A 13,565-nucleotide genomic window follows, 5' to 3' on the forward strand; every position below is an offset into this window, starting at 1 on the left:
CGGTACGACCGTAATGTGAAAGGCGTCGTCAGTGTGACCCGGTCAGCCCGAGGCCGCCGAGCAGGACGGCGAGCCGGTCGTTCTCCTCGGTCAGGAAGTCACCGAACGCGGGGCCGTCGAGATAGGCGTCGGTCCAGCCGTACCGGGCCAGTGCGGTGCGCCACGGCTGCGATCCGTGCAGGCGGGCCACCGCGTCGCGCATCGCGGCCACGTCGCGCTCGGCCAGTCCGGGTGGCGCCACGATGCCCCGCCAGTTGCTGAACACCACGTCGACGTGCTGCTCGCGCAGGGTCGGGGCGAGAATGCCGGGCACCCGCTGTTCGCTGGTGACGGCGAGGACCCGCAACTGGCCGGAGGCGATCTGGTCGGCGTACTCGCTCAGGCCGGAGACACCGAACGCGACGTCGTGGTGCAGGATCGCGGCGAGCAGGTCGCCCCCGCCGTCGTACTGCCGGTAGCTGACCTCGCGGGGGGTGATGCCGACCGCGTCCGCGACCAGCATCGGCGCCAGGTGGTCCGGCCCGCCGGCCGAGGAACCACCACCGACCGGTACGGCACCCGGGTCCGCCCGCCAGGCCGCGATCAGCTCGGCCAGGTCCCGGTACGGCGACTCCCGGGTGACGACCACGATCGCCGGCTCCTCGATCAGCCGCGCGATCGGCGTGGTGTCCTGCAACGTCACCGGAGCGTTCTGGGTGTACTGGCTGCCGACCACCCCGAGCCCCATCAGCATCATCAGCCGGCCGTTGCCGCGCTCGTAACCGAGCCGGCGCAGGCCGACCACGCCGCCGCCGCCCGGCAGGTTGAACACCTCCACGCCACGGATCACGTCGGCGTCCTCGAGCGCCTTCGCGGCCGTCCGCGCGGTCACGTCGTAACCGCTGCCGGGCGCGTTCGGCACCAGCACCCGCAGCTCGGCGAGGTCGTCGGCGGGTCGGCCGGGAGCGCAGCCGGGCAACGCGACCAGCAACAACACCAGGTTGGCCGCGAGCGTACGTCCGATTCGTCGCATCCTGCTCACCTCCGCACCCTCCGTCGCGGTACCTGACGATCCTGCTCGTCCAGCGGCGGCTTGTCATCAGCCGAGGCTCGGGTAGTTTGCGCTTTACCCCCGGTGGAAGGAGGAGCGATGCGCCAGCGGATGTCCCTCGCCGGCCAGTTCCTGCTGCTGCAACTCGGCATCGTGCTGCTCGTCGTCGGCGCCGTCGCGGCGGTGTCGATCGCCGAGGCCGACGCCGCGTTCCGCCGGGACGAGGGCGCCCGGCTGCGGTCGGTCGGCGAGAACGCGGCGATCAACCGTACGGTGCGACTCGGCCTCGCCGACCCGACCGGGCAGGAGGCCCTGGCCGCGGTCGCGGAGAGCGCGCGGGCGGTCTCCGGCGCCTCGTACGTGTGGATCACCGACGCCACCGGCAAACTGGTCACCGGCCCGGACGCGGGCACCCCGACGGTGCTCGGCCGCAGCGACGGCCTCGCCGGGCGTTCCTGGGTCGGCGTCGTCGACGACGGGTCGAAGGCGCTGGTCGCGCACGTGCCGGTGCTGGACGAACGGGACGGCGAGTTCCTCGGCCTGATCGTGGTCGGCGACGTCTATCCCACGCTGCCCGAACAGCTCGCCGCCGGACTGACCAACCTGATCGCGTACCTGCTGCTCGGTGGGGTGCTCGGGGTGGCCGGATCGTTGCTGCTGGCCCGTCGGGTCAAGCGTCAGACTCTCGGCCTGGAGCCGGACGAGATCACCGGGCTGGTCGAGCACCGCGAGGCGATGCTGCACGGCATCAAGGAGGGCGTGCTGGGCACCGACGCCGCCGACCGGGTCACCCTGGTCAACGACGAGGCGGTACGACTGCTCGGCCTCTCCGCCTCGCCGGTCGGCCAGTCGCTGTACGCCCAGCCGATGGAACCCCGGCTGCGCGACGTGCTCACCGGCCGGGTGAGCGGGGTCGACCAGATCGTGCTCAGCGACGACCGGGTGCTGGTGCTCAACCGCCGCCCGGTGCTGGTACGCGGTCGGCGGGTCGGTTCGGTGACCACGCTGCGCGACCGGACCGAGTTGACCGCGCTGCGCCGCGAACTCGACGTCAGCCGGCACACCACGGACACCCTCCGGGCCCAGGCGCACGAGTTCAGCAACCGGCTGCACACCATCGCCGGCCTGGTCGAGTTGGGCGAGCACGAGGAGGTGGTCCGCTACATCACCCGGGCCAGCCAGGTGCACGACGCCCTCAACCGCGACGTGACCGCGATGATCCGCGACCCGGCGCTGGCCGCCCTGCTGATCGCGAAGGCGAGCCTGGCGGCGGAGCAGGGCGTACAACTGGTCATCTCGGCCGAGTCGGACCTGCCGGTGGTGGACGAGCGGCTCGCCGGTGACCTGGTCACGGTGATCGGCAACCTGGTCGACAACGCACTGGACGCGGTCGGCCCGGGTGATCAGGTGGAGGTGGGCGTGCGTTCCGTCGACGGCGAGGTGCTGGTCACGGTCAGCGACTCCGGGGCGGGAGTGCCGCCGGAGCTGGCCGAGGAGGTGTTCCGGCAGGGCTACAGCACCAAGGACAAGAGCCTCGGGCACCACGGTCTGGGCCTGGCGTTGATCCGGCTGATCTGCCAGCACCGGGGCGGCAGCGTCGGGGTGGACGGGGCGTCCTTCCGGGCGCGGTTGCCGCTGGCCGCCGGGGCGCCACGATGATCAGGGTGCTGGTGGTCGACGACGACTTCATGGTGGCCAAGGTGCAGTGCGGCTTTGTCGCCCGGGTGCCCGGGTTCACCGTGGCCGGGGTGGCGCACAGCGGCGCGGAGGCGCTGGCCGAGGTGGACCGGCTCCGACCCGACCTGGTGCTGCTCGACATCTACCTGCCGGACATGTCCGGGCTCGAGGTGCTGCGCCGGCTGCGCGAGGGTGACGCGGTGGTGGACGTACTCGCGGTGACGGCGGCGCGGGACGTGAACACCATCCGGACCGCCCTGCGCAGCGGCGTGGTCCACTACCTGATCAAGCCGTTCGGCTTCGACGCGCTGCGCGACCGGCTGGAGCGGTACGCGGTGGCGCACCACGGCCTCTCCGGCTCCCGCGAGGTGGTCCAGGACGACGTCGACCGGCTCTTCGTCGCGCTCCGCCCGGCCCCGATCGACCTGCCCAAGGGGCTCACCCGACCCACCGCCGACCTGGTGGCCGAGGCGCTGCGGGGCAACAGCGGCGACCTCTCCGCGACCGAGTGCGCCGACCGGGTCGGGTTGTCCCGGGTCAGCACCCGGCGCTATCTGGAACACTTCGTCGGGGCCGGCAAGGCCGAGGTGAGCCTGCGGTACGGCTCCGCCGGTCGACCGGAACGTCGTTACCGGTGGACCGGCGGAGCCTGAGACGGCCTGCCGGGGTTCAGTCGTCCTCGCCGAAGGCGAGTCGCGGGGCGGAGGCGGCGGACCGGCCGCGCAACCGCGCGACGATCCTCGGCAGGTACGGCACCAGCACCGCCAGCACCACCAGCGCGAGCAGTACGGCGGTGAGCGGCCGGGTCACGAAGACACTCAGGTCCCCGTTGCTCAGCACCAGGGTGCGGCGGAACTGCAACTCCATCATCGGACCGAGGATCGCCCCGAGGATCACCGGCGCGATCGGGAAGTCGTAGTGCCGCATGAAGAACCCGATCACCCCGATCCCGTACGCGATCAGGACCTGGTTCACGTCGTTGGACGCGGCGTACACGCCGAGGGTGGCGAAGACCAGGATGCCCGCGTACAGGATGGGGCGGGGAATCTGGAGCACCTTCACCCAGAGCCGGATCAACGGCAGGTTCAGCGCCAGCAGCAGCACGTTGCCGACGTAGAGCGAGGCGATCAGCGCCCAGACCAGCTCCGGCGACTTGTCGAAGAGCTGCGGACCCGGTTGCAGGTTGAAGATCTGGAACGCGGCCAGCATCACCGCCGCCGTGGCCGAGGTCGGGATACCCAGGGTCAACAGCGGCACCAGTACGCCGGAGAAGGCCGCGTTGTTCGCCGCCTCCGGTCCGGCCACGCCCTCGATCGCCCCCTTGCCGAACTCCGCCTTGTTCTTCGAGCGGTGCCGCTCGTAGGTGTAGGAGAGGAAGGTGGGGATGTCGGCACCGCCGGAGGGGAGCGCGCCGAACGGGAAACCGACCGCGGTGCCGCGCAACCAGGGGCGCCACGAGCGGGACCAGTCCTGCCGGCTCAGCCAGCCGAACGCGCCCCGGCCCGGCTCCAGCGGTGTGACGTGCTCGGGTAGCTGCCGCAGCCGGCTCGCCACGTACAGCGTCTCGCCGATCGCGAACAGCCCGACGATGATCACCACGACGTCGATGCCGTCGAGCAGTTCCAGGGTGCCGAAGCTGAACCGGGCCTGGCCGGTCAGCCCGTCCAGGCCGACCAGGCCGAGGAAGAGGCCGAGGCTGAGGCTGAGCAGCCCGCGTACCAGGGAACGACCGACCAGCGCCGTGACCGCGACCATGGCCAGCAGGGCCAGGGCGAAGTAGTCGGCCGCCCGGAACTCGACCGCCAGCGCGGCGACCGGGCGGGCGAAGAGGGTGAGCAGCAGGGTGGAGATGGTCCCGGCGACGAACGAGCCGATCGCCGCGGTGGCCAGCGCCGCCCGCGCCCGGCCCCGGCGGGCCATCTGGTAACCCTCGATGGCGGTCGCCACCGAGGCGGACTCACCCGGGGTGTTCAGCAGGATGCTGGTGGTCGACCCGCCGTACATGGCGCCGTAGTAGATGCCGGCGAACATGATGAAGGTGCCGATCGGGTCGTCCAGGTTGAAGGTGACCGGCAGCAGCAGGGCGATGGTCAGCGCCGGCCCGATGCCGGGCAGCACACCGACGAAGGTGCCGAGGGTGACCCCGATCGCGGCGTAGAGCAGGTACTGCGGCTCCAGCACGGTGCCGAAGCCGCTGAGCAGGTCGCCGAAGACGTTCACAGTGGCATCACTCCGGCGGGCAGCGAGATTTCCAGTAGTTGGGTGAAGCCGAGGTAGATCCCGACCGTCAGCGGCACCGCCACGAGCACGTCACGGACCGAGTGGTGGCTGCCGAGGATCCGGGCGGTGGCGACGAAGAAGACCGCCGAGGCGAGCACGAAGCCGAGCGGCTCCAGTGCGAGTACGTAGCCGAGCAGTGCCACACCGAGCAGTGCCGGGGTGAGCCACTGCACGGGTCCGGTCGGTTCCGACTCGCCGTCCGCCTGGCCATCCGGTTCCTCACCATCCGATTCGTCGCCGTCCGGGTCTCTGTCACGGTCCGGGTCCTGGTCACCGGCCGGGTTCTTGCCGCTGTCCGGGTCGTTGCCGCTGTCCGGGTCGTCGCCCGCCTCCGGGTCCTCTTCGGACACCGAGCCGGCGAGCGGTGTGCCCGGCCGGACCAGTTGCCCGACCAGGTACCAGACGGCCAGCACCACCCAGCCGGCGGTCACCACCAGCGGCGCGAGCCACGGCCCCTCGGCGCTGAAGTCACCGTCCGCCGACCGGTACGCGGTCCAGCAGAGGAACCCGCCGGCCAGCAGCAGTACGACGCCGAGGATCCGGGCGCCCCACGGCGCCCGGGGGAGGGCGACCGGTCGGTCCGCCCTCCCCTGTGCGTCAGTTGTCGGCAGAGCCATCAATCAGCCAGGCCGATCTCTTCGAGTACGCCGGTGATCCGGCTGTTCTCACTCTCGAAATAGGACTTCGCCTCGTCACCGCTGCGGTAGAAGTCGTCCCACTTCTGGTCGGTGAGGGTCTGCTTCCACTGGGCGGAGGCGTGCAGGTCGTCGACGAGCTTGATGATCGCCGCCCGCTCGCTGTCCTTGATGCCGGGTGGCGCCACCAGTCCGCGCCAGTTCATCAGCTCGACGTCGTACCCGGATTCCTTGATCGTGGCGGTCGGCTTGCCGGCGCCGACGTCGATCCCGGTCGCGCCGGAGACCGCCAGGGCGCGCAGCTTGCCGGACGCGACCAGGTCGGCGTACTCGCTGGCGCCGGAGACGGCCGCGGTCAGGTCGCCGGAGAGCAGGGCCGCCTTGGACTCGCCGCCGCCGGAGTAGGCCACGTACTTCATCGCCTTGGGGTCCGCCCCGGCCGCCTTGGCCAGCAGGCCGACCAGGATCTGGTCGGTGCCGCCGGCCGAACCACCACCCCAGTTGATCGACGAGGGGTTCGCCTTGGCGTCGTCCATGAGCTGCTTGAGGGTGGTGTACTTCGAGCCGGCCGGTACCACGATCACCTCCTGCTCGGCGGTGAGCGTCGCGATCGGCGTGACCTGGCTGAGCTTGACCGGGGACTTGTTCGTCGCCACGCCGCCGATCATCACCAGGCCGGTCACCATGAGCTGGTGGGCGTCGCCCTTGTTCTTGGTCACCAGTTGCGAGAGGCCGAGCGTGCCACCGGCTCCCGGCACGTTGTAGACCTCGACCGACTCGCTGACCAGCTTGCTGTCGGTCAACGCCTTCTGCAACGCGCGGGCGGTGCTGTCCCAGCCGCCACCGGGCGCGGCCGGTGCCATCAGCTCCAGGGTGGTGGTCGGGTACTTCACCGCCTCGCCGGAACCGCTGCCGGCGCCGCCGTCCTTGGCGCAGCCGCCGGCCGCGAGCGCCAGCACCGGTACGCAGACCAGCGCGGCGACCCGCTGTCGGGCCGCCGCTCCCCGGCCGATAAAGCGCGGGCGACCACGGGAGCGTAGCCCCGCCGTGCCTCGGACCTCTGTCATCACGTCTCCTCGACCGGATGGGCAACCTGTGACCACGGCGTTTCCGCCGGGTTGCGTCGATGCTTCCGGTCGGAGTGAATCCGGTCACGGTTGCGGTCGCGGAGTTCGTTGTGGTCTTTGTGGTCGCGCCGGGCTACCGCTGGTCGATTCCCGCCGTTGCTCCCGCCGCTGGTCGATTCCCGCCGTTGCTCCCGCCGCTGGTCGATTCCAGCCGTTGCTCCCGCCGTTGCTCCCGCCGTTGTTCTCGATTCCGGGCCGATGTCTTCATGGCGGGTCGGTCCGGAGACGAATGGTGCCCGGAGCGACGTCGCTCCGGGCACCACCGTGGTTCGAATCAGTTGTCCTGCCGGTGGCCGCCGTCCTGGGCGGCCAGGCGATCCCGGCTTGTCGGAGACCGGACGGTTGCGCGGGGACCGTTCGGTGTACTCCGGGTGTTACAGGAACCGGTAGGCGGTTCCGCCACGGACCGTGTCGGTCCGTACCCCGGTGCGGGGCGTAGTGGCTGCCACCATCCTGTTGTTGCCCAGGTAGATGGCGACGTGTCCGGGTGTGTGGATCACGTCTCCGGGCATCCATTGCCCGGCGGGGACGCGGCGACCACGACTGGCGATGGCGCCGCTCTGGTGTGGCAGTTTGATTCCGACCCGGGCGTAGCTCGCCGCAACGAGGCCGCTGCAGTCGAAGCTGTTCGGTCCGGAGGCGCCGTAGACGTACCGCTTACCAACCTGGGCGAGCGCGTACGCGACGACTGTTCCGGCTGCGCCGGATGGAGGCTTGACCGTACTCCCCGCCTTCGGGGTGCTGGTGGACTTCTTCCGCGCCGGTGCGGAACTGGGAGTCTTTGGCGTCGTCGCCTTCTCCTGGGCCGGCTTTGCCTTCGCCTTCGGTGGCGCCTTGGTGGCCGGCGGAGTGGCGGGAGGTGCCGGCGGGATCATCGATCGCCGGTGCGCCCGTTCGGCGCGTTCGGCGGCGAGCAGTCGAGCCTCTGTCGCGTTGTCGCCGGTGGTGCTGGCCGCGACTGCGGTGGGCTCCGGTTCGGGTTGGGCCCCGATGGCTGCCGGCGGGAGCCAGAGGGCGGTGACGGTCAGGACGGTGGTACCAGCCGCGAATCGGTGCAGCGGATGCCGTACGTTCAGGATCGCTCCAATGTCGGCCCGGTGCTCACATGCGTATCTCGGGCGGGGCAGCCTGAGGTGCCGGCCGCGGCCCGAAGTACCGGGCGTTACGGTATGGAAGTGCTCCGGCCGTGATGAGGGCCGTTCCGGACGCTAAGCGCTCACGCCGCTGATCGCCTCGTGGCGTGAGCCGATTCACCCAAACCAACGACCAGTTCGACGGAACGTCGCGGCTCGTGGACCGATTGGCGACTCAAACCACCCATATTGGCTCCTATTCGGGCAATCCTCAAGGGACGCGCCGACGGGTAAACCTGACCTTCCATGACTTTTCCGCAGCCGACACAAACGCGTCCCCGCCTCACGTTAAGGAAGGGCCCCTTGTTAACGCTATGCGTTAACAAGGGGCCCTTCCTTAACCAAGATCAGGCGCGGTGCAGGACGATCAGGTCGGCGTCGTGGGTCGGGGTCCACTGCACCGGTAGGCCGACCGCGCCGAGGTGGGCGCCGGAATAGTGCTGCTCGCCGTGGCGGTAACCGGCGGCCGGGTCCAGCCCGCGCAGCGGCAACCGGACCGGCCGGGACGGCAGCAGGCCGGTGCCGTCCAGCCGACCGGTGTGCCAGGCCAGTACGACCACGGTGGCCGCGTCGGGCGAGGTGTACTGCACGGCGCAACGCGGCTGGTCGGGGCCGCCGATCAGGTGCACGGTGCCGTGCATGACGATCTCGCGGATCTCCTTGTAGCGGGCGATCCAGGCCGCCGCCTCCGTACGCTGCTCCGCACTCCAGTGCCGGATGTCCGCGCCGATGCCGAGCACACCGGCCATCGCGAGCACGAACCGGAAGGCGAGTGAGCGGGGCCTCGGGTCGAACAGTCCGGGCGAGTCGGTCACCCAGGAGCTGAGCAGGTGCGGCGCGTTCGCGTGCAGGAAGCCGTACTGGATCGCCAACCGGTCCAGTGGCCCGGTGTTGTCGCTGGGCCAGAAGACGTCCGAACGTGCGGCCATCGCCAGGTCGGTACGGGCACCACCACCGGCACACGCCTCGATCACCACGTGCGGGTGGTCCCGCCGTAGCTCCTCGTAGATCCGGTGCAGATTGGCCACGTGGGCGCCGTCGAGATCCACCCGTCCGGTGCCGGCCATCCGACCGGGTTCCGTACGCGGCCGGTTGAAGTCCCACTTCAGGTAGCTGATGTCGTGCCGGCGCAGCAGACCGTCCACGGTGGAGTGGACGAACTCGGCCACCTCGGGTCGACCCAGGTCGAGCAGGTACTGGTTCCGGATCGGAGTGATCGGGCGGCCCTCGATCGCGTACACCCAGTCGGGGTGCTCAGCGTAGAGCCGCGAGCGCGGGCTGACACACTCCGGCTCCACCCAGAGCCCGAAGTTGAGGCCGAGCGCGCGTACGTCGGCGACGAAGGAGTCGAACCCGGCGGGGAACTTCGCCGGGTCCGGCGTCCAGTCGCCCAGCCCACCGTGGTCGTCGGGGCGACCGACGAACCAGCCGTCGTCGACCACGAAGGTCTCCACGCCGAGATCGGCCGCGATCCTGGCCAGCGCGAGCTGGTTCTCCGCGTCGACCGAGAAGTAGGTGGCCTCCCACGAGTTGTAGAGCACCGGCCGGGGGCCGAGCCGCTCGCCCGCGAGTTGGCGTTGGTAGTCGTGCCAGACCCGGGCCAGACCGCCGAGACCGTCCGGGCTGTAGGCGCCGGCCGCGACGGGCAGTTCGAGGCTCGCACCCGGGGGCAGGTCGAGCGGGCCGTCGGGCAGGTGCCGGCCGACCCGTACCCGGGTCAGCCCGCCGGTGTCCCGGTCGGCGGTGATCTCCCACGAGCCGGTCCAGGCCAGCGCCATGCCCCAGGTCGGTCCGTCCGGCTCGGCCTGGTCGCGGACGGCGAGCCAGGGTACGTAGAGGTGGCCCGGAACCCCCTGGGCGCTGCCGACGGTGAACCCGCCGTGGCCCAGGTCGACCTGGTCGAGTTGGAACTCCTGCGCCCACTGCCCCCACTGGTAGCTCAGCCGGGCGCCGTGCGGGGTCGGTACGCAGAACCCGGCCGAGCCGATCCGGACCAGTCGCAGCTCCGTCTCCCCGTCGTTGGTCAGCTCGACCCAGCGGCGTACCACGTCGGTGCCGGCCGGCATCTCGTAGCGGACCACCGCGCGCAGCCCGGTGACCGGATCGGCGAAGGTGACCGCGAGACTCCGCTCGTCACCGGTCGCCTCCCGGTAGCCCCAGGAGACCCGCCGGCCCCCGTTCGCCGTCTCGACCACCAGGTCGGGGCCGGCGAACGGGCGGGCGGCGTCGGTGCCGTACTCGATCGGCGCGGCGTCGCCGGAGGTGAGGAACGGGGTCGGCCCGTCGTAGCCGACGGGGGAGGGGCCGTCGCTGACCCCGTACGGTCCCCAGGCGACCAGCTCCAGCCAGCGCCCGTGCTCCGGCACCGCCACCGTGTACTCGGTGCTCGCCCCCCGCAACGTCCACGACCGCTGCCGCGCCCACTCATTCGGGTTCATCGGGCGCTCCCCGGGACCGCCCACGACCGCGCCCACTTATTCCGGTTCATCGGGCGCTCCCCGGGACCGCCCACGACCGCGCCCGCCTATTCCGGTTCATTACTTGACGGCTCCGATCGCGAGGCCGGACACGAAGTGGCGCTGGAAGCGCAGGAAGACCAGCAGGGTCGGCACCGCCGCGATCACCGTGCCGGCGGCGATCACGTTCCAGGACGAGACGAACTGTCCCTGGAGCGCGAGCAGGGCCGGGGTGACCGGCATGTTGTCGTCGGTACGCAGCACCGTGATCGCCCAGAGCAGGTCGTTGAAGATCCAGGTGAAGGAGAGCGCGCCGAGCGCGGCGAGCGCCGGGCGGGTGAGCGGCAGGATCACCCGGGCGAAGATCTGTCCCGGTCCGGCGCCGTCGATGGTGGCCGCCTCCTGGATCTCGTTCGGCAGGTCCCGCATGAACCCGTGCAGCACGAAGGTGTAGAAGCCGAGTCCGAAGCCGACCTGCACCGCGATCAGCGCGTACAGGGTGTCGAAGGTGCCGGTCAGCTCGCTGAACTTGCTCACCGGGATGAGCAGGATCTGCGGTGGCAACAGGTTTCCGGCCAGCATCAGCAGCAGGATGGTGCGGCGCCCGGGAATCCGGTACCGGCTCAGCGCGAACGCCGCCAGCGCCGCGAGCACCAGGCTGAGCGCGACCGAGGGCACGGTGACCAGCATGCTGTTGACCAGCGCGCGCAGCTCGCCGCCGTCGGTCCAGGCCTGACGGTACGTGTCCAGGGTGAACGAGTGCGGCAGGCTGCCCACCCCGTTCGCGGCGATGTCGTCGAACGTACGCGTCGACATGACCACGACCCAGAGGATCGGGGCGAGCCAGAGCAGGGACAGCAGGCCCATCCCGAGGTGGAACGTGCCGGTCCGTAGTGCGCGGATCATGCGTCCTCCCGGAACGCGCGTACCAGATAACCGAGGATCACCGCGAGGGCGAGCACGAAGATGACCACGGCGATGGCCGAGGCGTAGCCCAGGCGCAGGCTCTGGAACGCGGTCGAGTACATGTAGGTGCTCAGCAGTTCGGACGAGTGGTACGGCCCGCCCTTGGTCAGCGACCAGACGATGTCGAACGAGCGGAGCGAGTCGATCACGATGACCGAGAGCACCACCGCGTTGACCCCGCGAAGCTGGGGGATCGTCACGTGGCGCAGCCGCTGCCAGTTGTTCGCACCGTCCATCCGGGCCGCCTCGTGCAACGCGGGGTCGATCGCCTTCAGCCCGGCCAGGTAGAGCACCATGACGTAGCCGATCTGCCGCCACAGGGCGGGCAGGATCACCGCGTACAGGGCGGTCTCCGGGTCGGCCAGCCAGGGCCGGATCAGGTGTTCCAGCCCGATCGCGCGCAGCAGTTCGTCGGCGACCCCGTCCGGCTGGTAGAAGACCCGCCAGACCAGCGCGGTCACCACCAGGGAGAAGACCACCGGAGTGAAGAGCGCGGCCCGGTAGAGACCCACCCCACGCCGCTCCCGCTGGAGCAGCAGCGCCATGCCGAACCCGCCGAGCACCGACAGCCCGCCGAAGAGCACCAGCCAGAGTACGGTGTTGACCAGCGCTCCCCGGAAGGTCGCGTCGCCGGCCAGCTCGACGTAGTTGTCGAAGCCGATGTACGTCGGCGGTTCCAGCCCGTCCCAGCGGGTGAGCGAGAACCAGAAGCCCTGTAGGGCGGGCCAGAACACCCAGATGCTCTCGACCGCGAACGGTACGAGTACGAAGGCCACCAGCAGCGGCGACAGGGTCTTGCCCCGTCGCCGCCGCCGGGTGCCGGCCGGTGCCGGCGCCTGTGGCGCCAGCACCCGCTCGTCGACGGAAGTCATCAGCCCTTGAAGACCTTCTCGGCTCCGGCCTGCCACTCGCGCAGGATCGCGTCGATCTGGTCCGGCTTGTCGATGAACTTGGTCAGCGCCGTGTCCGCCGTGGGCTGGAGCGCGTCGCTGGAGTCACGGTTGAAGAACTGGGTCAGCTCCTGCGCGCTCTCCAGCATCGCCTTGCCCTTGGCCACCAGCGGCGAGTCGGACGCCTTCGCCTTCGGGTTGGCCGGCAGCACGATACCGGCGCTCGCGGCGACGTACGCCTCCTGCGCCTCGGTCGAGGCCAGGTAGGTGAGCAGTGACTTCGTACCGGCCGGGTTGGCCGACTTGGCGCTGGCGAAGAAGCCGTCGGTCGGCGCCTCCTCGGCCACCGGCACCGCCGGGTCGATGATCGGGAACCGGAAGAAGTCCAGGTCGCCGAGGGCGTCCTTCGGGGCGGCGTCGGCGAAGAAGGTGCCGATCAGGAACATGCCGGTCTTGCCCGCCAGCAGTGCGGTGGTCGCCTCCTGGAACGGGTACGCCTTGCCCTTCGGGTCGAAGTACGGCAGCACCTCGCGCCACTTGGTGAGCACCGCCTTGACCTTCGGGTCGTCGAAGCGCTGCTTGCCGGCGAGCAGTTCACGGTGGAACGGCGCGCCGTTGATCCGGATGTTGAGGTAGTCGAACCAGGCCGAGGCGACCCAGGGGGTGTCGCCGAGGCCGATGCCGATCGGCGGGATGCCCTTGCCCTGGAGGGTCTGGCAGAGCGCGACGAACTCGGTCCAGGTCTTCGGCTCCTGCACGCCCCACTTGGCGAAGTTCGACTTGCGGTAGAAGAAGCCCCACCAGTAGTTGTTCATCGGCACGAAGACCTTCTTGCCGCTGGCGTCGGTGGAGAGGGTACGCAGCGACTCGGGGTAGTCGGACATGCCCTGCCACACGTCGGAGACGTCCAGCAGCAGGTTCTTGCTGGCGTAGTCGTTGGCCACCGAGCCCGCGTACCAGGTGTAGAGGTCCGGCGGGTTGGCCGAGGTGAGGTAGGTCGGCAACTGGGTGCGGAAGGTCTCGGACGCGATCGTGTTCAGCGCCGCCGTGCCCTTGCCCTGCTTGTTGAAGTTCTCGATGATCTTCTCCATCGCGACCTTCGCCTGCGGGGAGGAGAGGTTCGACTGGAGGGTGATCGCGCCGTTACCGCTTCCGCTGGGGCTGCTGGCGGAGCTGGCGCAGCCGACCAGGCTGCCCGCTCCGAGCACGCCGAGGCCGGCGAGGCCGACGTGCCCAAGGAACCGGCGACGACTCGGGTCGAAGTCGCTCACGGGGGTGTGTCCCTTCCTCAACGACACGGTGCGTGACAGGTCGCGGTGTGTCGGTCCTGTAAACGGTGTGATCAGAAGGTTGCATCTGGGTCCTGTGACT

General features: G+C 70.2%; 11 protein-coding genes. 2 read left to right on the forward strand and 9 right to left on the reverse strand.

The features are described 5' to 3' along the window. Positions 1 to 28: 28 nt before the first annotated feature. On the reverse strand, positions 29 to 1,012 hold the full coding sequence (locus tag ACI2K4_RS24130; RefSeq protein WP_404514338.1) for a tripartite tricarboxylate transporter substrate binding protein: 984 nt from the start codon (positions 1,010 to 1,012) through the stop codon (positions 29 to 31). A gap of 117 nt (positions 1,013 to 1,129) precedes the next feature. Here ACI2K4_RS24130 and ACI2K4_RS24135 point away from each other — a divergent pair, with 117 nt between their 5' ends. Together ACI2K4_RS24135 and ACI2K4_RS24140 are read left to right on the forward strand one after the other, a co-directional pair. Further along, positions 1,130 to 2,689 (forward strand): ATP-binding protein, encoded by a 1,560-nt coding sequence (locus ACI2K4_RS24135; protein WP_404514339.1) that lies wholly within the window; start codon positions 1,130 to 1,132, stop codon positions 2,687 to 2,689. Next, on the forward strand, positions 2,686 to 3,360 hold the full coding sequence (locus tag ACI2K4_RS24140) for a response regulator (protein WP_404514340.1): 675 nt from the start codon (positions 2,686 to 2,688) through the stop codon (positions 3,358 to 3,360). Before ACI2K4_RS24135 ends, ACI2K4_RS24140 begins: the two co-directional genes overlap by 4 nt. A gap of 16 nt (positions 3,361 to 3,376) precedes the next feature. Here ACI2K4_RS24140 and ACI2K4_RS24145 read toward each other — a convergent pair whose 3' ends face one another. From ACI2K4_RS24145 to ACI2K4_RS24180, 8 genes are all read right to left on the reverse strand, one after another. Next, a complete protein-coding gene (locus tag ACI2K4_RS24145) occupies positions 3,377 to 4,927 on the reverse strand; it encodes a tripartite tricarboxylate transporter permease (RefSeq protein ID WP_404514341.1) in 1,551 nt (516 codons plus the stop codon). Then, positions 4,924 to 5,604 (reverse strand): tripartite tricarboxylate transporter TctB family protein, encoded by a 681-nt coding sequence (locus tag ACI2K4_RS24150; RefSeq protein WP_404514342.1) that lies wholly within the window; start codon positions 5,602 to 5,604, stop codon positions 4,924 to 4,926. The genes ACI2K4_RS24145 and ACI2K4_RS24150 overlap by 4 nt, the downstream gene beginning before the upstream one ends. Continuing rightward, positions 5,604 to 6,689 carry a Bug family tripartite tricarboxylate transporter substrate binding protein gene (locus tag ACI2K4_RS24155; RefSeq protein ID WP_404514343.1) on the reverse strand — a complete coding sequence of 362 codons (1,086 nt, stop codon included), beginning with the start codon at positions 6,687 to 6,689 and terminating at the stop codon, positions 5,604 to 5,606. The genes ACI2K4_RS24150 and ACI2K4_RS24155 overlap by 1 nt, the downstream gene beginning before the upstream one ends. 434 nt (positions 6,690 to 7,123) lie before the next feature. Next, positions 7,124 to 7,624, reverse strand: a complete 501-nt coding sequence (locus tag ACI2K4_RS24160) for a C40 family peptidase (RefSeq protein ID WP_404514344.1) — start codon at positions 7,622 to 7,624, stop codon at positions 7,124 to 7,126. Between the two features lie 605 nt (positions 7,625 to 8,229). After that, positions 8,230 to 10,320, reverse strand: coding sequence for an alpha-galactosidase (locus ACI2K4_RS24165; RefSeq protein WP_404514345.1), 2,091 nt, complete (start codon positions 10,318 to 10,320; stop codon positions 8,230 to 8,232). 99 nt (positions 10,321 to 10,419) lie between these two features. After that, positions 10,420 to 11,244 (reverse strand): carbohydrate ABC transporter permease, encoded by an 825-nt coding sequence (locus ACI2K4_RS24170; protein WP_404514346.1) that lies wholly within the window; start codon positions 11,242 to 11,244, stop codon positions 10,420 to 10,422. Further along, positions 11,241 to 12,176 carry a carbohydrate ABC transporter permease gene (locus ACI2K4_RS24175; protein WP_404514348.1) on the reverse strand — a complete coding sequence of 312 codons (936 nt, stop codon included), beginning with the start codon at positions 12,174 to 12,176 and terminating at the stop codon, positions 11,241 to 11,243. The genes ACI2K4_RS24170 and ACI2K4_RS24175 overlap by 4 nt, the downstream gene beginning before the upstream one ends. After that, on the reverse strand, positions 12,176 to 13,465 hold the full coding sequence (locus tag ACI2K4_RS24180; protein WP_404514349.1) for an ABC transporter substrate-binding protein: 1,290 nt from the start codon (positions 13,463 to 13,465) through the stop codon (positions 12,176 to 12,178). Before ACI2K4_RS24180 ends, ACI2K4_RS24175 begins: the two co-directional genes overlap by 1 nt. Positions 13,466 to 13,565: the final 100 nt, after the last annotated feature.

Source organism: Micromonospora sp. NPDC050397 (genome assembly GCF_044901685.1).
GTDB lineage: Bacteria > Actinomycetota > Actinomycetes > Mycobacteriales > Micromonosporaceae > Micromonospora_G.